Source organism: Micromonospora sp. NPDC048930 (assembly GCF_043197935.1).
GTDB lineage: Bacteria > Actinomycetota > Actinomycetes > Mycobacteriales > Micromonosporaceae > Micromonospora.
Genome location: NZ_JBICUB010000018.1, coordinates 73,637 through 92,775, shown reverse-complemented (window position 1 = coordinate 92,775; position 19,139 = coordinate 73,637). Strand labels below are relative to the sequence as shown.

Below are 19,139 nucleotides of genomic sequence, written 5' to 3'. Positions count from 1 at the left end.
CCCAGCTCACGTCCCCCGCCGGTTGGAGGCCACCCGGGGTTGACGTGAATCGCGTCCCGAGGGGCTCGCGCGCTGCGAGACTCGATCGGTGGTCGGCAAGCGGTGGCACGAGCGGCTGGGGCCCGCCGTCTCGGTCGCCCCCGGGGCCCGCGTGGAGCGGTTCGAGCTCTTCTTCGACCTGGTGTTCGTCTTCTCGTTCTTCATCATCACCCGGGCCACCGCGGTGAGCATCACCGGCGCCAACCTGCTGCACGGCCTACTGGTGCTTGCCGTGCTCTGGTGGGTCTGGGTCGTGCACACGGTGGTCGCTACCCGCATCCGGCTCGGCGTGGGGTTCGTGCCGGCGCTGATGGTCGTGGCGATGGCCGCGCTGTTCTGCTTCGCGCTGTCCCTGCCGCAGGCCTTCAGCGACCCGAGGCAGGCGGCCACCGGGCCGCTGGTGATCGCGGTCAGCTACCTGGTGATCCGCTCCACGCACCTGTTGCTGTACTGGCACGTCGCCCGGGAGAAGCCGGGCGAGCGCCGCCTGTTGCTGAGGTATTCCCCCGAGCTGTTGATCAGCACCGTCCTGCTGCTGAGCGCCGCGCTGGTCCCGCCGCTGATTTCCGACATGGGGCGGGCGCTGTTCGTGCGGGACGGGCTGTGGCTCCTCACCGTCGTGCTCCAGTACAGCGGCGGCCTGGTCGCCGGTGCGTGGGGCTGGGTGGTGACCTCCGCCGAGCACTGGACGGAACGGTACGACCTCATCCTGATCATCGCCCTGGGCGAGTCGATCATCTCCGTCGGCGTCGGCGGCAACCTCCTCGGTCAGCCGGTCACCTGGCCCGCGGTCGCCGCGGCCGTGCTCGGCATCTTCTTCACCGCCGCCCTGTGGTGGGCACACTTCGACGTGATCGCTCCGGCGGCGCGCATCGCGCAGCACGCCGCGCAGGGACGGGCCCGGGTGGCCATGGCTCGGGACGCCTACGCCTACTGTCAGCTGGTGATGATCGCCGGGATCATCCTGTTCGCGCTCGGCGCGGAGGAGATCGTGCGGCAGGTGGCGGACCGCTCCATCAGCCTCGCCGAGCGGACGCACGGCCCGGGCGTTCCGATGCTCTTCGGCGGGGTGATCTGCTACCTCGGTGGCGACATGCTGTTCCAACTGCGCGCCCTGGGCACGCTCTCCTGGACGCGGGTCGGCACCGTGCTGGTCCTCGCGGCCGCCATCGCGCCGGCCATGCACCTCCCCGCGCTACTGGCCTTCACGCTGCTGACCACCATCTGCATCGGCTTGGTGGCCGTCGAGTTGGTGGTCATGGCCGACGCCCGCCGAGCCCTGCTCGGGGCCGTCTTCGAGGAGCGGACCACCTACGAGAAGCACGAGGCCGGCTGGCGGGCCCGCTGGCACGAAGCGGCCCCGGACGAGAGGCCCCCGTGAGCTCTTCGAGTTGCCGGCGGAGCAGTTCCGGAGGGCGTCCGCCGGGACCGACGGACGCCCTCCGGGGGGATCAGCGCGGCTCGTACGCCTTCGGCAGGCGCATGCCGCGCTCGGCCATGAGCTGGCGCACCCGGTTCGGGTAGTTGGTGATGATCCCGTCCACGCCCAGGTCGATGAGCGCCGCCACGGTGGCCGGGTCGTCACAGGTCCACGGGATGACCTTCAGGCCCCGGGCGTGCGCCTCGGCCACCATCGTGGCGTCCGGGTAGAAGCGGAAGCCGGGGTCGGCGACGGTGCCGTTCTGCGGGAAGCCGTAGTTGGGGGAGAGGGCGGTCACGCCGGGGATGGCCGCCGCCGCCCGGACGAAGTCACCGCCGAAGTCGTCCGCGTCGAGGCCGCCGAGCCACGGCGAGGCGCCGGGCTTGCCGACCTGGAGGAAGTCGTAGTTCGTCAGCGCCACCAGCGGCCACCGGGGGGCCAGCCGGTGCATCACCCGCAGCGCACCCCAGTCGAAGGACTGGATGGTGACCTGGTCCTCGATGCCGGAGGCGCGGATCTCCTCGAACACCCGGCGGACGAACAGCTCGCGTGGCGCGGTCTGCTCGGGCGCCCCGGCCTCGACCTTGGTCTCGATGTTCAGCGTGACCTGGTTGGCGTGCCAGCTCTTCACCAGGTCCAGGACGTCCCGCAGCTCGGCCATCCGGACGCCGGCGATCTGCTCCTGCGCCGGGAAGCCGGGCAGCTGCTGGTAGCCGCAGTCCATGGTCTTGATCTGGGCCAGCGTCAGGTCCTTGATGTACTTGCCCACGTACGGGTACATCGGGTCGCCGGGCGTCACCGGCGCGGTGTCCCGGCACTTCTGCGTGCTGACCTGGCGGTCGTGCGTGACGACGACCTTCTCGTCGCGGGTGACCTGGGTGTCCAGCTCCAGCGTGCTGACCCCGAGGCGCATGGCCTTGGCGAAGCCGGCCAGGGTCTCCTCGGTGGTCATACCGATGCCGCCCCGGTGTGCCTGGAGGTCGAAGTGGGTCTGCTGCGGCAGCACGCCGGGGCCGGTGGCGGTGGCCGCGTGCGCGGTGGCCGGCGTGGCCAGCACCGCCCCGGCAGCCAGTACCGCCAGGAGCTGACGGATGGACATGGGAAGCCTCCCCCTTGCTCGGATGACGCTTCGAAGCTAGGGGCGGGGACGGTGCCCGTCGTGGCCCTGACGTGAGGGGGCCGTGAACGTTCGCGGACGCGGAGGGTACGCCGGGCCGGGCCGGGCCGCCGCGCGGCCCGGCCGCGACGTCAGCGCGTACTGCGGGTCTTGGGCAGGTCGAACTGGTCGGCTTTCCGGCAGTCCTTCGAGCCGCCGATGGCGCCCTCGCCGAGCCGGTCGAGGGTCTGCCGGGCCCGGTACCGGCCCAGGTTCCAGGCGTACCAGGGGTCGGACTCCTCGAGGTCGTCCGCGATCCAGCTCAGCGTGCAGCGGCGTACCGGGTCGGGCAGCTGGCTCAGCGCGGGCGTGGCGTCGGCGGAGAGGGCCCGCAGGTACCACGCGTCGATCTTGCCGGTCTGCTCGTACCGGAGGATGTTGCGCCGGGCGGCGTAGTCCTCGGGGTTGAGCACCGCCAGGCCGAGCAGCATCGCCACGGCGAGCGCCACGGTGGTGCCCGGAATCCACCGCCCCTGCCACCGGACGCCGGCCGCCAGGATCATCAGGAACACCGCGCCGAGCAGCAGCTCGAACGCCATCACGAAGATCCGCTCGCCGGTGAAGCTGTAGACCTTCTGGTACGTCCACATCCGGGACAGCGCCGACACCACGATCACCACGCTGAGCGCGCTCAGCAGGCCCAGCAGGACGCGCAGCACGGTCCGCTCGGCCGGCCGCTCCCGGCTGGCCCACCGGCTCACCCCGCCGAGCACGGCCAGGGTCAGCAGGGTGACGAAGAGCAGCTGCCAGAAGCCGCTGCGGGCGTACTCCGAGTAGCTCAGCCCGGCGACCTTCTGCACGTGCCGCTGCCCGCCGAAGAGCACGGTGAACTGCACCACGACGAAGCCGGCGAAGAGCAGGGTCAGCGCCCCGATGGCGGGGGCCCACTCCAGCAGGCCGAGCCGGCGGCTGGACGGCTTGTCCACGGCGGACAGGTCCGGCGGGGCGGCCAGGGTGTAGACCGCCGCGACCGCGATCAGCCCGCCGACCGCCGCCAGGAAGATCCAGCGGAACACCGTACCGACGTTGATCTCGGGGATGATCGCGCCGAGGACCTCGTTGAAGGCCGCGTCGGCCGAGGCGAGCAGGGCGCCGAAGATCCACAGCACCAGCACGGTGGCGGCGACCGAGCCGCCGACCCGGCGGACCATCCCGGCGTCGGGGGACGCGGTGATGTGCCGGCGTACCCAGGGCAGCCCCCGGAACGCCGTGAACGGCGTCGCGACCAGGCCGAACAGGATCGAGCGGACGAGCCGTCCGCCGACGATGGCCAGGGTCGCGCAGCCCAGCGCGCCCAGCACGCAGAAGGTCACCAGCCACCAGGCGTTGCGGAAGGCCAGCACCGCCAGCAGCGCCAGGGCCGCCGCCGCCCACCCACCGCGGATCAGCCGCTCCGGGCGGGGCAGTTCGGCCGTACGCCGCCGCACCGCCAGCACCACGCCGAGGGTCAGTGTGAGCCAGCCGAGGAACCAGCCGATGCCGACCCGGTCCAGCGGTACGAAGAACGCGGTGCCCAGCGCGCCGGCCAGCACCCCGAGCGGGACGGCCCGGCCGGCGGCCTGCTTCGGCCCGGGCCAGGGCGCGCCGAGGAACGACGTCCGGGGCACGGCCGGGCGGGGCGCCCAGGGCGCCCCCGGCTGCGGCGGGAAGGTCTGCCAGGGCTGCGGCGCGGGGTGCGGCTGGCCCGGCAGCGGCCGGGCTGGGGGTGCGGGCGGGCCGGCGACCGGCGGCATGGTCCCGGGCGCCGGTTGGGCGACCGGCATCCCGGCAGCGGGTGCGCCTGCGGCGGCCGCCCCGGTGGGAGGGGAGGCGGGGGCGGACGCCGCGGTGGCCTCGGCCGGCGCGGCGGCGTCGCGAACGGCCTCCCCGCCGGCGTCCTCGCCGCCCGATCCGCCGGCAGCCGGCGCGGTCGGTGCCGGGGCGGCGGCCTCGACGGCCGGCGCGGTCGCCTGGGCGGGTACGCCCGGCGTGGGCACCAGGACCCGCGGGCCGGTCGGCGCCCCGGGGACGGCTGCCGGCGTACCCTCGCCCGCCGGAACCAGCGGCAGGAACAGCGCGTAGCCGCGGGTGCCGGGCGGCACGGTCACCGGGATCGCCCAGGCGGGCTGCCCCTCCGGGCCGGGCCACACCATGCCGGGCGGGGCACCCTCCACGGTGGGCATCACGAGCAGGTACGGCGTGACGTCGGCGGGGACCTCACCCGCCGTTGACCCGGCCGCCGGGGCGGTCCGGGGAGAGTCTGGCGTTGACGGCGGCTCGGACACGGCGCTCCTTGATCGCAACGGGGTGCCGTCACTGTAGGGCCAGGACGCGCCCGGCGTTGCCCCCTGCGGTCCGTTCGGTCAGCAGACCCGGCCGGCCCGCTGACCCGTCGGCTTCCGGCGCCGTCCCGGCTCTGGTCGAACCTTTGCCGGCCCGCGCCCGTACCAGTGGCCGGGAGGTCGAAGACCATGGTCGTACGCCGGACGCTCGCCGCCGTGGCGGCCGTCGCCGCGATCCTGCTGTGCACGGCCGGGCCGGCCGGCGCGCACGGCGCTCCCACCAGCCCGCTGAGCCGGGCGGCGGCCTGTGGCCCGGAGGGCGGCCGGGCGGGCACGCCGGCCTGCCGGGCGGCGATCGCCGCGGGCGCCGCGGTGCGCGAGTGGGACAACATCCGGGTCGCCCGGATCGACGGCCGGGACCGGGAACGCATCCCCGACGGGGAGCTGTGCAGCGGCGGGCTGTCCGCGTACCGGGGGTTGGACCTGCCGCGGGCCGACTGGCCGGCCACCACGCTCACCGCCGGCGCCCGGTTCACCTTCCGCTACCGCACCACGATCCCGCACCGGGGCACGTTCCGGTTCTACGCCACCACCGGCTCGTACGCCCCGACCAGGAAGCTGACCTGGGCCGACCTGGCGGAGAAGCCCTTCCTCACGGCCACCGACCCGCCGATCCGCGGCGGCGCGTACCAGATGTCGGGGCGGCTGCCGGCGGACCGGAGCGGGCGGCACATCATCTACGTCATCTGGCAGAACTCCGACACCCAGGACACCTACTACTCCTGTTCGGACGTGGTGTTCCGGCCGGCGGCGGGCGCCGCCGCGGGGGCGCGTACCAAGGCCGCGGCGAGCCCGGCGGGGCCGCCGCGTACCGTCGCCCCGGCCGCGTCCGGCGGGGCCGGCGTCCCGCCGGAGGGGGTACCGGTGGCGGCGGTGACCGGCAACGCCGGCCTCCGCTGGCCGCTGGTGGCCGGCGCGGCGGCGGTGGTCATCGGGCTCCTGGCGACCACCCTCGGACTGCGGCTGCGCCGGGCCGGCAGCGTCCCGGTCGGGCGGCCGTGCGGGATCCGCAACCACCGCGCCGGCCGCCGCCGCGTCTGGTGACCACCGGCGGCCCGACCCGGGCGACACCCGGGCCGGACCGCGACCCGCTCAGCCCAGGTGGCGGTCGATCTCGGCCAGTTCCTCGGCGGACAGGTCGAAGTTGTCCAGCGCGGCGACGTTCCCCTCCAGCTGGGCCACGCTGCTGGCCCCGATGATCAGGCTGGTCATCCGCGGGTCGCGCAGCGCCCAGACCAGGGCGAGCTGGGCCAGGCTCTGGCCGCGCCGCTCGGCCACCGCGGCCAGCCCGCGGATGGTGGCCATCCGCTCCTCGGTCAGGTCGCTCTCGTTGAGGAAGACGCTGGTCCGCACCCGCGAGTCCGCCGGGATGCCGCCCAGGTAGCGGTCGGTGAGCAGGCCCTGCGCCAGCGGGCTGTACGCGATGCAGCCCGCCCCGACCTCCGCGAGGGTGTCCAGCAGCCCGTCGGCCTCGGTCCACCGGTTGAGCATCGAGTACGACGGCTGGTTGATCAGCAGCGGCGTGCCCAGGTCGCGCAGGATCGCGGCCGCCCGGGCGGTCTGCTCCGAGTTGTAGTTGGAGATGCCGACGTAGAGCGCCTTGCCGGAGCGGACGACGGCGTCGAGCGCGCCCATCGTCTCCTCCAGCGGAGTGTCCGGGTCGAACCGGTGCGAGTAGAAGATGTCGACGTGGTCGAGGCCCATCCGGCGCAGCGACTGGTCCAGCGAGGAGATCAGGTACTTGCGGGAGCCCCACTCGCCGTACGGGCCGGGCCACATCAGATAGCCCGCCTTGGTGGAGATCACCAGCTCGTCCCGGTACGGCTTCAGGTCGGTGGCGAGCATCCGGCCGAAGTTCTCCTCCGCCGAGCCGGGCGGCGGGCCGTAGTTGTTGGCCAGGTCGAAGTGGGTGATGCCGAGGTCGAAGGCGCGCCGGACGATGTCCCGCTGCCGCTCGTACGGCCGGTCCGGCCCGAAGTTGTGCCACAGCCCGAGGGAGACGGCGGGCAGGCGCAGCCCGCTGCGCCCGCTGCGGCGGTAGGGCATCGAGTCGTAGCGCTGATCAGCGGCGAGGTAGGTCACGCCCCGACCCTAGTCGGCTGCCGGTTGGAGGTCGTGGCGCAGGCGGGGCAGCTCCCGGCCGGTGGACGGGGAGACCGAGGTGCCGGCGGGGACCGCCCCGACCCGCCGGTAGAAGGGCTCCGCGCCCGGGTCGGCGTCGATCCACAGGGTACGGGCGCCGGCGGCGCGGGCCGCCGACACCGCGTGGTCGAAGAGCGCCCGGCCGGCGCCGGTGCCGATCGCCGGCGGGTCGACAAAGAGCATGTCCAGTTCCATCTCGGGCGGTTCGCCGCCAAGCACCGCCAGGCCGACCACCCGACCGTCCCGCTCGGCGACCGCCACCTGGCGGGCGGCCACGTCCGCCGGGGTCAGCGTCAACTCGGCGCGGCAGCGGGCCAGGAACCCGGCGTCGTACCCCCAGTGGCCCTTGGAGCGCAGGGCCAGCTCGGTCAGCTCGGCCGCCTCGTCGGGGCGGGCGGGACGGATGCGGAGATCCATCGGGCCATTGTGCCGGCGGGTGCGGAACGGGCGTGCGGGCCGGCCGTCCCGGGTAGCTTCGAGGCCATGCGCTTCGTGCAGCTCGACACCCCCAAGCCGATCTCGAAGATCGGCCTGGGCACCTGGCAGTTCGGGTCCCGGGAGTGGGGCTACGGCCCGGACTACGAGCGCCGGGCGGCCCAGATCGTCCGGCGGGCGCTCGACCTGGGCGTCACCCTCTTCGACACCGCCGAGATCTACGGCTTCGGCCGCAGCGAGCGCATCCTCGGCGCGGCGCTCGGCGAGGACAAGGCCAAGGTCGTGGTCGCCAGCAAGATCTTTCCGGTGCTGCCGGTCGCCTCCGTCGTGCAGCAGCGGGCGGTCGCCTCCGCCGCCCGGCTCGGCGTCAGCAGCATCGACCTCTACCAGGTCCACCAGCCCAACCCGGTGGTCGCCGACACCACCACGATGCGGGGCATGCGCGCCCTCCAGGACGTCGGGCTGGTCGGCGAGGTCGGGGTCAGCAACTACAACCTGCGCCGCTGGCGGTTCGCCGAGGCCGCGCTCGGCCGCCGGGTGCTGAGCAACCAGGTCCGCTACAGCATGGTCGACCGGGGCCCCGAGCAGGACCTCATCCCGTACGCCGAGCAGGCCGGCCGGATCGTCATCGCGTACAGCCCGCTGGCGCAGGGCTTCCTCTCCGGCCGCTACGACGCGCGGAACCAGCCGCGCGGGGCGATCCGCCGGGCCAACCCGTACTTCCTGCCGGAGAACCTGGCCCGCGGCACCGAGCTGATCGGCACCCTGCGCGAGGTCGCCGACGCGCACGACACCACCCCGAGCCAGATCGCCCTGGCGTACCTGCTGCGGCACCCCAACGTCGTGGCCATCCCCGGCGCGTCCGGCGTCGAGCAGATGGAGCGCAACGCGGCCGCCGCCGAGATCGACCTGGCGGACGACGAGTACGCCGCCCTGGTCACCGCCGCCCACGCGTTCCGCCCGGTCACCGGGCTGGCCGCCGTACCCAAGCTGATCCGTGCCCGTACCGGAAGGTGACCACGATGGACGACATCACCGCGCTGATCCTCGACGACCACGCCGCCTTCCGGCGCGGCTTCGCCCGGCTCGACGACGCCCGCGACCCGGCCGAGCTGCTGGCCGTCTGGGACGCGCTCGCCCTGCACCTCGACATCCACGCCGAGGCGGAGGAGGCGATCCTCTACCCGCACCTGGTGAAGCACGGCGACGACGGCGAGGAGGAGACCGAGGACGCCATCGGCGACCACAACAAGATCCGGGACGCGATCGCCGAGTCGAAGGAACACGAGGTCGGCTCGGACCCGTGGTGGGCGGCGGTGTGGCGGGCCCGCCGGGAGAACAGCGAGCACCTGGCCGAGGAGGAGGACGAGGCGCTGCCCGACTTCCGCAAGCACGCCAGCGTCGAGCTGCGGGCCGAACTGGGGGCGCGGTGGCTCAAGTTCTACGGCGAGCACAAGAACGGGCGTAACCTGCCGTTCCTGGACAAGGATCCGTCTCGTTACGTTGCTGATCATCGCTGATCTCTTGCGGTGCGTGGGGTTTCCGGGCAGCCCGGCCCGCTCCGGGCGGTCAGGCTTGATCCCTCCGCGGGCCGGGCTGCCCGGAAACCCTGTCGTGGGCGCTCTCCGTCCGTCGCCCTCTGAAGAGACCAAGGGGGTACCCGGGTCAGTTGAGTGACGCCTCGGGTGGGATCTAACAGGGGTGGCCGCCTCGGGTGGGATCTCCCCATCGTGGGGGAGTTGGGCTGGTGGGGTCGGGCGGGACAATGGGTGGGTGACGGTCCCGGGGGTGTTGCGGCCGCTGGTGCGGGGGAGCACCTGGCGGCGCGGGGTGTTCCTGCTGCTCGGAGGGGTGCTCGCGCTGCCGTACGCGCTGCTCGCGGCGGCCTTCGTCCAACTGTTCGGCGGCGGCGACGTGCCCCGCCCGCTGGGGTTCGGGCTGCTGCTGGTGGGCGTGGTGATCGCGGCGGTGCCGGTGTTCCTCGCCGGCAGCCGTACGTTGGAGATCGCCGCCGCCCGCGCGCTGCTCGCGGTGGACCTGCCGGAGCCGGCGGTGGGCCACCGGATCGACCGGGAGACCCGGCTGCGCGCCGCGCTCTGGATCGCACTGCACCTGGTCACCGGCGGGCTGGTGCTGTTCGCGGCGATCAGCGCGTTCCCGATGGCGCTGGTCTTCCTCGCCGGGCAGGTCGGCCTCGACACGGGCGCGACCGCCGACGACGCGTTCGGTCCGCTGGGCCCGGACAACCCGGTCGCGGCGGCGCTGACCGGGGTGGCGGTGCTGGTCGGCCTCGGGTACGCGGTGGCCGGGCTGGGCGCGCTCGCCGCGTCGATGGCGCCGGTGCTGCTCGGCCCCTCGCAGGGCGAGCGGATCGCCGCCCTGGAGGCGCGGGCCGCCCGGCTGGCCGAGCGGAACCGGCTGGCCCGGGAGCTGCACGACTCGGTCGGGCACGCGCTGACCGTGGCCACCCTCCAGGCCGGCGCGGCTCGCGAGTTGCTCGACGTCGACCCGGAGTTCACCCGGCGGGCGCTGCGGGCCATCGAGGAGACCAGCCGGCACGCGATGGACGACCTGGACCACGTGCTCGGGCTGCTCCGGGAGAGCGACGGGCAGGGCCCGTCGACCGCGCCGCAGCGTACGCTCGGCCAGCTCGACCGGCTGGTGGCCGACACCCGCGCCGCCGGCCTGGCGGTGGACGCGCAGGTCAGCGGGGCGGTGGGGGAACTGCCGTCGGCGGTGTCCCGGGAGGGCTACCGGATCGTGCAGGAAGGGCTGACCAACGCGGCCCGGCACGGCCGCGGCCCGGTGACCGTGCGGGTCGACGTACCGGCGGACGGGTTGGAGATCGAGCTGGTCAACGGGCTGCGCGGCACGACCGGGCCGGGCGGCGGCGGGCGCGGCCTGGACGGCATGCGGGAGCGGGTGCTGCTGCTCGGGGGCCGCCTCGACGCCGGCCCGGACGGCGACCGGTGGCGGGTACGGGCGTCGCTGCCGGTGCCCAGGGGGGAGGCATCTGGTGAGACCTGAGCACTCTTTGGAATGTTCTAGTGGTCATGTAAACCTGATGGCATCGGCGGTTGTCGCACCCTGCCCGTAGGGTTGCTGGCATGGTGTTCCGCTCGCCCGTGGACCGGGTCATGCCGGTCTTCCTGGCCGATGAGCGTGGGGCGTTGACCCAGCAGTTCAACTTCCACCAAGCCACCCTGCTGCGCATGCTGGACGGTCTCGATGACGGCCGGGGGGCACGGCGGGATGGTGGGGTGGTTGCTGGGGACTATGCGGCGTGAACACGATCCAGGCTTATCGGTTCGCGCTCGACCTGACTCCTGTGCAGGAACGGGCGCTCCTCGCCCATGCTGGCGCGGCCCGCGTTGCGCACAATTGGGCGCTCGCGCAAGTGAAGGCGGTGATGGATCAGCGGACCGCCGAGCGCAGCTACGGTGTGTCGGATGAGCGGTTGACCCCGGCGGTGGGGTGGTCGTTGCCGGCGCTACGGAGGGCATGGAATGCGGCGAAAGCCGACGTTGCGCCGTGGTGGCGCGAGTGTTCCAAGGAAGCGTTCAACACCGGCCTCGACGCCTTGGCGCGGGCGTTGAAGAACTGGTCGGACTGTCGTGTGGGGAAGCGACGCGGGCGGCCGGTCGGGTTTCCCCGGTTCAAGTCGCGCCGTCGCAGCACGCCGAGCGTGCGGTTCACCACTGGCGTGATCCGGGTCGAGCCGGACCGTAAGCATGTGGTGCTGCCCCGGCTGGGGCGGTTGAAGACCCACGAGTCAACCCGAAAGCTCGCCCGCCGGCTGGAGGCGGGCACGGCCCGGATTATGTCGGCAACAGTGCGCCGGCACGGCGGGCGGTGGCATGTGGCGTTCCGTGTCGAGGTCGACCGCGCCGAACGGGCCCCCATGCGACCGCATGCCGTGGTTGGTGTGGACGTTGGGGTGAAGCACCTGGCGGTGTTGTCCACGGGCGAGCTGACGCCCAACCCGCGCCACCTGGACGAGGCGGCCCGGCGGATGCGCCGCCTGGCCCGTCGCCTGTCCCGCCGCGTCGGCCCGGACCGGCGCACCGGACAGCTGCCGTCGAACCGGTGGGAACGAGCCCGCAAGCAACTCACGTGTGCGCATGCGCGGGTGGCGAACCTGCGCCGCGACGGTCTGCACAAGCTCACGACCCGCTTGGCCGGCGAGTTCGGCACGATCGTGGTGGAAGACCTTCATGTGGCTGGGATGCTACGGAACCGGCGGCTGGCCCGGCATATCGCCGACGCCGGGCTCGCGGAACTGCGTCGGCAGTTGGCGTACAAGACCGCATGGAACGGTGGCCGGCTGATCGTGGCCGACCGCTGGTACCCGTCCTCGAAAACCTGCTCGGACTGCGGCACGGTGAGAACCAAACTGGCCCTGTCCGAACGCACCTACACCTGCACTACCTGTGGCCTTGTCCTCGACCGGGATGTAAACGCCGCACGGAACCTCGCCGCGCTCGCGCATGAGGTTGACACCGCCGGGAGTGGCCCGGTGGCTGGACGTGGAGCCGACCGTAAGACCCGCCCTGGCGGGCCGGTGGCTATGAAGCGTCAACCCGGCACCGCCCCGGCGGGCAAGACCGGGACCGTCCCGCCGCAAGGCGGAACTACCAAAATCATGCGCTCACTAGAGCGCACTGAGCGGTAACGGGAGGCCGGGTGACCATCGACGTGCTGATCGTCGACGACGACGAGCTGATCCGGGTCGGGCTGCGGGCCATCGTGGACGCCCAGCCCGACCTTCGGGTGGTCGGCGAGGCGGCGGACGGCGCCGAGGTGCCGCCGCTGGTGGCGAAGCTACGGCCCCGGGTGGTGCTGATGGACGTGCGGATGCCGGCCATCGACGGCATCCAGGCCACCCGCCGGCTGCTGGCCACCTCCGCCGACCCGCCCCGGGTCCTGGTCATCACCACCTTCGCCAACGACGAGTACGTCTACGACGCGCTGCGCGCCGGGGCCAGCGGCTTCCTGCTCAAGCGGGCCCGCCCGGCCGAGGTGGTGGAGGCGATCCGGGTGGTGGCGGCCGGGGAGTCGCTGCTCTTCCCGGCGGCGATCCGCCAGCTTGTCGGGGCGTACGGGGGCCGGGGTGGGGACGGGTTGCGCGCGGCGCGGCTCACCGACCGGGAGGCCGAGGTGCTGCGCCTGATGGCCACCGGGCTGTCCAACATCGAGATCGCCGAGCGGCTCGTGGTCGGGGTGGAGACGGTGAAGACGCATGTCGGCAACGTGCTGGCCAAGCTGGCCGTCCGGGACCGGACCCAGGCGGTGATCGCCGCGTACGAGTCCGGCTTCGTGGTGCCGACCGGCTGAGCGTTCCCACCGGCGGGGGAGGCGGTCCCTCCGGGCGCGGGAGGGGCGGCCGGGCCGGCCGGCCGAGGGTGGAGTCATGACGACGACATCGACCCACCGCCCCGCCCGGAGCGCGCCGCTGGCCGCCGGCTGGCTCGGCCTGTGGGGCGTGCTCGCCCTGCTGGGCACGCTCACGGGCCACGGCTACCCGCTCGGGGCCAACGACGCGTACGGCGAGGCCAGCCTGCTGCGCCTGCTGCCGGTCCGGTACGGCCCGCCGGTCTTCGCCGTGGTGCTGCTCGGCGCCGCGGTGGCCGCCCTCGCCATGGTGGGCACCGCCCGCCCGTCCCGGCCGCTGCGGGCGCTCCTGCTCGGGTACGGCTGGACGGTGGCGGTCGCGCTGGCCGTGGTGGTGCCGGACGTGCGGGTGCTGGTGATCCTCGGCTACCTCCCCATGCTGATCATCGGGGCGCCGTTCGGCTGGCCGCCCGTCGACTACGCGGAGATCTTCGACTGGACCCTCGCGGTGAAGGGCGCCGCGCTCGTCGCCGGGGTGCTGCTCGCCGCCGCCGTGCTGGTCTGGCAGCGGCGTACCGCGGGGACGTGCGCGGCGTGCGGCCGGGACGGCGACGAGTCGGGCTGGACCACCCCGGCGGCCGCCGCCCGCTGGGGCCGCTGGGCGGCCGGGACCGCGGCCGCCATCCCCCTGGTGTACGCCGCCACCCGGTTCGCCTGGGTGCTGGACATCCCGCTCGGCATCCCGCGGGAGTTCCTCGCCGAACTGCACGAGACCGGGGCGGTCTGGGCCGGGGCCGGCCTCGGGGCGTTCGCCACCGTCGGGGCGGTGCTCACCCTCGGGCTCGTGCAGCGCTGGGGTGAGGTATTCCCGCGCTGGTTGCCCGGTTTGGCCGGCCGGCGGGTGCCGCCGCTGCTGGCCGTCGTCCCGGGCACCCTGGTGGCCATCGCGGTGACCGCCGGCACCCTCGGCGAGCTGGCCAACCCCGACTTCTGGCACCCGGATGGCGGGTTCAGCTCGGCCACCACCCCGATGCTGCTCTGGCCGCTGTGGGGGCCGGCGCTCGGCGCGGCCACCCTGGCGTACCACCTGCGCCGGCGCGGGGCCTGTGCCCGGTGCCGGCGGCCCTGGCCGGGCCCGATCCCCCGGCCGTGAGCGCCGGGGCTGGCGCCCGGTGCCGGCGGCCCTGGCCCGGCCACCGCCCCCGGTCGTGCCCGGCCCGTGATCCGGAAGTGGGCACGAGGTCACCCGGCCGAGATAGCGTTGGCCGGGTGACCGCTCCCAACCAGGTTTCCCCGGTGCCGCCCGCCGACCTGCCGGGCACGCTCGGCGTGCTGCGGGCGTCCGGACATCACTACCGCACGGTCAAGCAGGAGATCCGCGACAACCTCCTCGCCCGGATGCGTTCCGGCGCGGAGCGCTTCCCCGGCATCGTGGGCTACGAGGACACGGTGCTGCCCGAGGTCGAGCGGGCCCTGCTCGCCGGCCACGACATGGTGCTGCTCGGCGAGCGCGGCCAGGGCAAGACCCGGCTGATCCGCTCGCTGGGCGCGCTGCTCGACGAGTGGACCCCGGTGATCCCCGGGTCGGTGCTCAACGAGCACCCGCTGCACCCGCTCACCCCCGCGTCCCGCGCCCTCGTCGAGGAGCGCGGCGACGACCTGCCGATCGGCTGGCTGCACCGCTCGATGCGGTACGGCGAGAAGCTCGCCACCCCGGACACCAGCGTCGGCGACCTGATCGGCGACGTCGACCCGATCCGGATCGCCCAGGGGCGTACCCTCGGCGACCCGGAGACCATCCACTTCGGACTGGTGCCGCGCACCAACCGCGGGATCTTCGCCGTCAACGAGCTGCCCGACCTGGCCGAACGCATCCAGGTGGCGCTGCTGAACGTGCTGGAGGAACGGGACATCCAGGTCCGCGGCTACCAGCTGCGGCTGCCGTTGGACCTGCTCCTGGTGGCCAGCGCCAACCCGGAGGACTACACCAACCGGGGCCGGATCATCACCCCGCTGAAGGACCGCTTCGGCGCGGAGATCCGTACCCACTACCCGGTCGACCTCGACCTGGAGCTGGCGCTCATCCGCCAGGAGGCCGACCTGGTCGCCGCCGTGCCGGAGCACGTGCTCGAGGTGCTGGCCCGCTTCGCCCGCGCCGTCCGGGAATCGCCGTCGGTGGACCCGCGCTCCGGCGTCTCCGCCCGGTTCGCCATCGCCGCCGCGGAGACCGTCGCCGCCGCCGCGCTGCGCCGCGCCGGCCTGCTCGCCGCCGCCTCCACCGAGGCTCCGGTGGCCCGCGTCGGCGACGCGGTCTCGGTGACCTCCACCCTGCGCGGCAAGGTCGAGTTCGAGAGCGGCGAGGAGGGGCGGGAGATCGAGATCCTCGCCCACCTGCTGCGGACCGCCACCGCCGAGACGTTCCGGGCCCGGCTGACCGGGCTGGACCTCTCCGGGTTCACCGCGCTGGTCGCCGAGGGCGGCGAGATCGAGACCGGCGAGCTGGTCTCCTCCGCCGAACTGCTGCGCCAGGTCGGCACTGTGCCCGGGCTGGCCAAGGTGCTCGACCGGCTCGGGCTGGGCGACGCGCCCACCCCCGAGGAGGCCGCCGCCGGGGTGGAGTTCGTCCTCGAAGGGCTGCACCTGACCCGCCGGCTGGGCAAGGACGTCACCGACTCCGGGCGCACCGTCTACGGCGGCCGGGGCTGACCGTGGCCGGCAACCGGTTCCGGTACGGACAGTGGCGGGGCGGGCCCGACCCCCTCGCCCCGCCGTACGACGTGCGCGCCGCGGTGGACGCCGTCGGCGCGGAGGTCCTCGCCGGCGGCAGCCTGCGCGAGGCGCTGCGCGACCTGCTGCGCCGCGGCCCGCAGGGGCGCGGCGGCCTCGACGAGCTGGCCGCCCGGGCCCGCCGGCTGCGCCGCGAGGCGCTGCGCCGGGGCGACCTGGACGGGGCGGTGACCCGGGCTCGGGCGCTGCTCGACCAGGCCCTCGCCGCCGAGCGGGAGGAGCTGCGCGGGCGGGACGACGACAGCGCCCGGTTCGCCGAGGCGGTGCTGGACAACCTGCCCCGCTCGACCGCCCGGGCGGTGGAGGAGCTGTCCGGGTACGACTGGGCCAGCGACGAGGCCCGGGCCACGTACCAGCGGATCCTCGACGGGCTGCGCGGCGAGGTGCTGGAGCAGCGCTTCGCCGGGCTGCGGGACGCGGCGCGGGCCGCCGGCGACCCGGCCGCCCAACGGCAGCTCGCCGAGATGATGCGCGACCTCAACGACCTGCTCGCCCGGCACGCCCGGTCCGAGGACACCACCGACGCGTTCGCCGAGTTCATGCGGCGGCACGGCGAGTTCTTCCCGGAACGGCCGAAGGACGTCGACGAGCTGGTCGACGTGCTGGCCCGACGCGCGGCGGCCGGGGAGCGACTGATGCGGTCGCTGTCGGACCGGCAGCGCGAGGAGCTGGCCGGCCTGATGCGCCAGTCGCTCGGCGACCAGTTGGCGGGCGAGCTGTCACAGCTCGACGCCCACCTGCGGACGCTGCGCCCCGACCTGAACTGGCAGCGCGGCGAGCGGGTCCGGGGCGACCAGCCGCTCGGCTACGGCGAGGCGACCGGCGCGCTCGGCGAGATCGCCGAGCTGGACGAGCTGCTCGACCAGCTCGACCAGGAGCACCCGGGCGCCACCCTGGACGACGTCGACGTCGAGGCGGTGGCCCGGACGCTGGGCCGGGACGCCGCCGACGACGTACGCCGGCTGCAGGAGTTGGAGCGGGAGCTGCGCCGGCAGGGCTGGGTGACCCGGGACGCGGACGGGCTGACGCTCAGCCCGAAGGCGTTGCGCCGGCTCGCCGGCACCGCCCTGCGGCGGGTCTTCGCCGACCTCACCGCCGGCCCGCGCGGCCAGCACGACCTGCGCTCCGCCGGGGCGGCCGGCGAGGTGAGCGGCGCGTCCCGCCAGTGGGAGTACGGCGACGAGCAGCCCCTCGACGTGGTACGCACCCTCACCCGCGCGGTACGCCGGGCCGGGCCCCGGGTGCCGGTGCAGCTCGCCGTCGAGGACTTCGAGGTGGTGGAGACCGAGCGGCGGGCGTCGGCGGCGGTGGCGCTCTGCGTCGACCTGTCGTACTCGATGATCTCGCAGGGGCGCTGGGGGCCGATGAAGCAGACCGCGCTGGCCCTGTCGCACCTGATGGCCACCCGGTTCCCGCAGGACGCGTTGCAGATCATCGGCTTCGGTCGGGAGGCGATGACGCTGACCCAGCAGGAGTTGGCCGCGGTCGAGCCGGACATGGAACAGGGCACCAACCTCCAGCACGCGCTCAAGCTTGCTGGGCGCCACCTGCGCCGGCACCCGGGCGCCGAGCCGGTCGTGCTGGTGGTGACCGACGGCGAGCCGACCGCGCACCTGGACCCGGCGGACGGCGAGGCGTACTTCCACTGGCCGCCGCTGCCCGAGACCATCGAGGCGACCGTCCGGGAGGTCGACAAGCTCACCCGGTACGGCGCCACGCTCAACCTGTTCATGCTCGGCGACGATCCGGGGCTGCGCCGGTTCGTGGACGCGGTGGCGCGGCGGTCGAAGGGGCGGATGTTCACCCCGGACCTCGACGACCTGGGCGAGTACGTGGTCTCCGACTACCTGCGGGCGCGGCACGGCCGGCGTTGACGCCTGCCCGGTGGCTGCCGGGCTCGGTTCAGCTCCTGGCGGGTTTCCGGCGGGCGACAGTTATCCATTGTGGTCACGTTGTCGGTGGTCGCCCTCGTCGGTGGTCGCCCTTGTCGGGTGTGGCCCGCCGTGCCCGGCTCCGGGCGGTCAGGCTTGATCCCTGCGCCGGTCACGGCGGGCCACACCCGCGTCGTGGTTCCGCGCCGTCCGAGCCCTGCGGGCCGCATGGTGGCGTCTGGTGTACGTCGGGCCGTCCCGGTTCTCCACGACCGGGTGGCCTGGCGGATGGCAGGTACCTGCCCACCGGTTTCGCGGGTGCGCTGCGGTGATCGACTCGGGTTTCGGCATGTCGTGGGTGTCTGGGCCGCCGCTTTGCGGGCGTGTCGAGTCGGTCAAGCTGGCTGCGGTCGACGGAGTTCCCGGGGGGAATGTCCGTTGTCGCGCCGCTTTCGGCCGGTGGGTGGAACGTCATAGATGTCTCCGGGCTCCGGTGACCTCCATGTTGTTCCACTGACCACGCAGGCCCCTGTGAGGCCCGGTTACGTATGGGTGGTGTGTCCGGTTTCGGGGTGTGTTCGGTGGCATCCCGGGGCCGGAATGGTGGGCGGGCGGGGGTCGTTGAACACGGGTGAACGGCCGAGGAAGACCGCCCCGCACGGCGGGGTGACGGGCCCGGAATGATGTGGGGTCGCCGGTCGTTACACATGGTCCCGGCGCCGCGAAGAGGCCAAGCCCCGCGAGCCGGATCCCCCAAGACTTTCCCCCTCTTTTAAGCGCCTGACGTGGTGCTTGCGTCTGTTGCTGACCCCCCTCGGCGCGGACGCCAACCCCCGAATGGAGCTTGTCTCATGAACACGATCATTCGTAAGAGCATGCTGAGTGTTGCTGGTCTGGCCTTTGCCGGTGGTGTGTTCGCCGGTCCGATCGCCGCGCACGCCGACGCCCGCCCCGTTGAGGGCAAGCCCGTCGCGGTCGCGGTGCAGGCTGACAAGCCTGGCGTCGACAAGGCGAAGCTGATTCCGCATGGTGTGCAGGGCGCGCAGTCGCGCATCGACCTGAACGACGAGCAGGTCGCGAACGCGAAGGCGATCATCGCCGCGACGAAGAAGGCGGGTCTGCCGGAGCGGGCCGCGGTGATCTCGATCGCCACCAGCCTGCAGGAGTCGAAGCTGGAGAACCTGGGCCACCTCGGCGACAAGAACGACCACGACTCGCTGGGCCTGTTCCAGCAGCGCCCCTCCAGCGGTTGGGGCACTCCGGAGCAGATCACTGACCCCGAGTACTCGACCCTGGCGTTTCTGAAGGGTCTGAAGCAGGTCGACGGGTGGCAGGACATGCCGCTGACCGAGGCCGCCCAGACCGTGCAGGTCTCGGCCTACCCGGACGCCTACGCCCAGTGGGAGCAGCAGGCCGCCGACATCGTCGCCCAGCACTGGAACAGCTGACCCGCCCACAGCACACGAAAGCCGCTGGCCGGCACCCCGACACAGGGGTGCCGGCCAGCGGCGTCTCCAGATCTTGGACAGTTGCCGTCAGCAGCAGACGGCAACTTTCCAAGATCGTGACCGGTGCGTGGACCCCGTCCGGGTGAACCGGGCGGGGTAGTCGCGGTGCGGCCGTCGGGGGCGGGAGTT

The 19,139-nt window shown here is 73.7% G+C and carries 16 protein-coding genes; 12 read left to right on the top strand and 4 right to left on the bottom strand.

What is annotated here, in order from left to right:
* Positions 1–88 precede the first annotated feature (88 nt).
* Positions 89–1,420 carry a low temperature requirement protein A gene (locus tag ACGFI9_RS32075; protein WP_393183974.1) on the top strand — a complete coding sequence of 444 codons (1,332 nt, stop codon included), beginning with the start codon at positions 89–91 and terminating at the stop codon, positions 1,418–1,420.
* Positions 1,421–1,490: 70 nt separating this feature from the next.
* Here ACGFI9_RS32075 and ACGFI9_RS32070 read toward each other — a convergent pair whose 3' ends face one another.
* Together ACGFI9_RS32070 and ACGFI9_RS32065 are read right to left on the bottom strand one after the other, a co-directional pair.
* A complete protein-coding gene (locus ACGFI9_RS32070) occupies positions 1,491–2,558 on the bottom strand; it encodes a glycerophosphodiester phosphodiesterase family protein (protein ID WP_393183972.1) in 1,068 nt (355 codons plus the stop codon).
* 149 nt (positions 2,559–2,707) lie between these two features.
* On the bottom strand, positions 2,708–4,777 hold the full coding sequence (locus ACGFI9_RS32065) for a DUF4153 domain-containing protein (protein ID WP_393183970.1): 2,070 nt from the start codon (positions 4,775–4,777) through the stop codon (positions 2,708–2,710).
* A gap of 288 nt (positions 4,778–5,065) precedes the next feature.
* Here ACGFI9_RS32065 and ACGFI9_RS32060 point away from each other — a divergent pair, with 288 nt between their 5' ends.
* Entirely contained in the window at positions 5,066–5,980 is a 915-nt protein-coding gene (locus ACGFI9_RS32060) for a lytic polysaccharide monooxygenase (protein ID WP_393183968.1), read from the top strand.
* 48 nt (positions 5,981–6,028) lie between these two features.
* On the opposite strand, the gene mgrA is transcribed toward ACGFI9_RS32060, so the two are convergent.
* Both mgrA and ACGFI9_RS32050 read right to left on the bottom strand, forming a co-directional pair.
* A complete protein-coding gene (gene mgrA / locus ACGFI9_RS32055) occupies positions 6,029–7,018 on the bottom strand; it encodes an L-glyceraldehyde 3-phosphate reductase (protein ID WP_393183966.1) in 990 nt (329 codons plus the stop codon).
* 9 nt (positions 7,019–7,027) lie between these two features.
* Positions 7,028–7,495 carry a GNAT family N-acetyltransferase gene (locus ACGFI9_RS32050; RefSeq protein ID WP_393183964.1) on the bottom strand — a complete coding sequence of 156 codons (468 nt, stop codon included), beginning with the start codon at positions 7,493–7,495 and terminating at the stop codon, positions 7,028–7,030.
* Between the two features lie 66 nt (positions 7,496–7,561).
* Here ACGFI9_RS32050 and ACGFI9_RS32045 point away from each other — a divergent pair, with 66 nt between their 5' ends.
* From ACGFI9_RS32045 to ACGFI9_RS32000, 10 genes are all read left to right on the top strand, one after another.
* A complete protein-coding gene (locus ACGFI9_RS32045; RefSeq protein ID WP_393183962.1) occupies positions 7,562–8,530 on the top strand; it encodes an aldo/keto reductase in 969 nt (322 codons plus the stop codon).
* Positions 8,531–8,535: 5 nt separating this feature from the next.
* On the top strand, positions 8,536–9,033 hold the full coding sequence (locus ACGFI9_RS32040) for a hemerythrin domain-containing protein (RefSeq protein ID WP_393183960.1): 498 nt from the start codon (positions 8,536–8,538) through the stop codon (positions 9,031–9,033).
* A 253-nt stretch (positions 9,034–9,286) separates the two neighbouring features.
* The gene (locus tag ACGFI9_RS32035) at positions 9,287–10,540 is read left to right on the top strand and encodes a sensor histidine kinase (protein WP_393183959.1); all 1,254 of its coding nucleotides are present in this window, start codon (positions 9,287–9,289) and stop codon (positions 10,538–10,540) included.
* A gap of 80 nt (positions 10,541–10,620) precedes the next feature.
* Positions 10,621–10,800: a hypothetical protein gene (locus ACGFI9_RS32030; protein ID WP_393183957.1), complete on the top strand. Its 180-nt coding sequence runs from the start codon at positions 10,621–10,623 to the stop codon at positions 10,798–10,800.
* Positions 10,797–12,185 carry an IS607 family element RNA-guided endonuclease TnpB gene (gene tnpB / locus ACGFI9_RS32025; RefSeq protein ID WP_393183955.1) on the top strand — a complete coding sequence of 463 codons (1,389 nt, stop codon included), beginning with the start codon at positions 10,797–10,799 and terminating at the stop codon, positions 12,183–12,185. The genes ACGFI9_RS32030 and tnpB overlap by 4 nt, the downstream gene beginning before the upstream one ends.
* 11 nt (positions 12,186–12,196) lie before the next feature.
* Positions 12,197–12,847 (top strand): response regulator, encoded by a 651-nt coding sequence (locus ACGFI9_RS32020; protein WP_393183953.1) that lies wholly within the window; start codon positions 12,197–12,199, stop codon positions 12,845–12,847.
* A gap of 76 nt (positions 12,848–12,923) precedes the next feature.
* Entirely contained in the window at positions 12,924–13,997 is a 1,074-nt protein-coding gene (locus ACGFI9_RS32015) for a hypothetical protein (protein ID WP_393183951.1), read from the top strand.
* Between the two features lie 116 nt (positions 13,998–14,113).
* Positions 14,114–15,550, top strand: a complete 1,437-nt coding sequence (locus tag ACGFI9_RS32010; RefSeq protein ID WP_393183950.1) for a magnesium chelatase — start codon at positions 14,114–14,116, stop codon at positions 15,548–15,550.
* A 2-nt stretch (positions 15,551–15,552) separates the two neighbouring features.
* Complete coding sequence (locus tag ACGFI9_RS32005) at positions 15,553–17,505, top strand: VWA domain-containing protein (RefSeq protein ID WP_393183948.1); 1,953 nt, start codon at positions 15,553–15,555, stop codon at positions 17,503–17,505.
* An 848-nt stretch (positions 17,506–18,353) separates the two neighbouring features.
* Positions 18,354–18,950 carry a hypothetical protein gene (locus tag ACGFI9_RS32000; RefSeq protein WP_393183947.1) on the top strand — a complete coding sequence of 199 codons (597 nt, stop codon included), beginning with the start codon at positions 18,354–18,356 and terminating at the stop codon, positions 18,948–18,950.
* Positions 18,951–19,139: the final 189 nt, after the last annotated feature.

Excerpts from the sequence above, each read along its gene's own strand:
- ACGFI9_RS32070 (WP_393183972.1), bottom strand. The coding sequence starts at position 2,558 with ATGTCCATCCGTCAGCTCCTGGCGGTACTGGCTGCCGGGGCGGTGCTG.
- ACGFI9_RS32065 (WP_393183970.1), bottom strand. The coding sequence starts at position 4,777 with ATGCCCACCGTGGAGGGTGCCCCGCCCGGCATGGTGTGGCCCGGCCCG.
- ACGFI9_RS32060 (WP_393183968.1), top strand. The coding sequence starts at position 5,066 with ATGGTCGTACGCCGGACGCTCGCCGCCGTGGCGGCCGTCGCCGCGATC.
- ACGFI9_RS32050 (WP_393183964.1), bottom strand. The coding sequence starts at position 7,495 with ATGGATCTCCGCATCCGTCCCGCCCGCCCCGACGAGGCGGCCGAGCTG.
- ACGFI9_RS32045 (WP_393183962.1), top strand. The coding sequence starts at position 7,562 with ATGCGCTTCGTGCAGCTCGACACCCCCAAGCCGATCTCGAAGATCGGC.
- ACGFI9_RS32040 (WP_393183960.1), top strand. The coding sequence starts at position 8,536 with ATGGACGACATCACCGCGCTGATCCTCGACGACCACGCCGCCTTCCGG.
- ACGFI9_RS32030 (WP_393183957.1), top strand. The coding sequence starts at position 10,621 with ATGGTGTTCCGCTCGCCCGTGGACCGGGTCATGCCGGTCTTCCTGGCC.
- ACGFI9_RS32015 (WP_393183951.1), top strand. The coding sequence starts at position 12,924 with ATGACGACGACATCGACCCACCGCCCCGCCCGGAGCGCGCCGCTGGCC.
- ACGFI9_RS32000 (WP_393183947.1), top strand. The coding sequence starts at position 18,354 with ATGAACACGATCATTCGTAAGAGCATGCTGAGTGTTGCTGGTCTGGCC.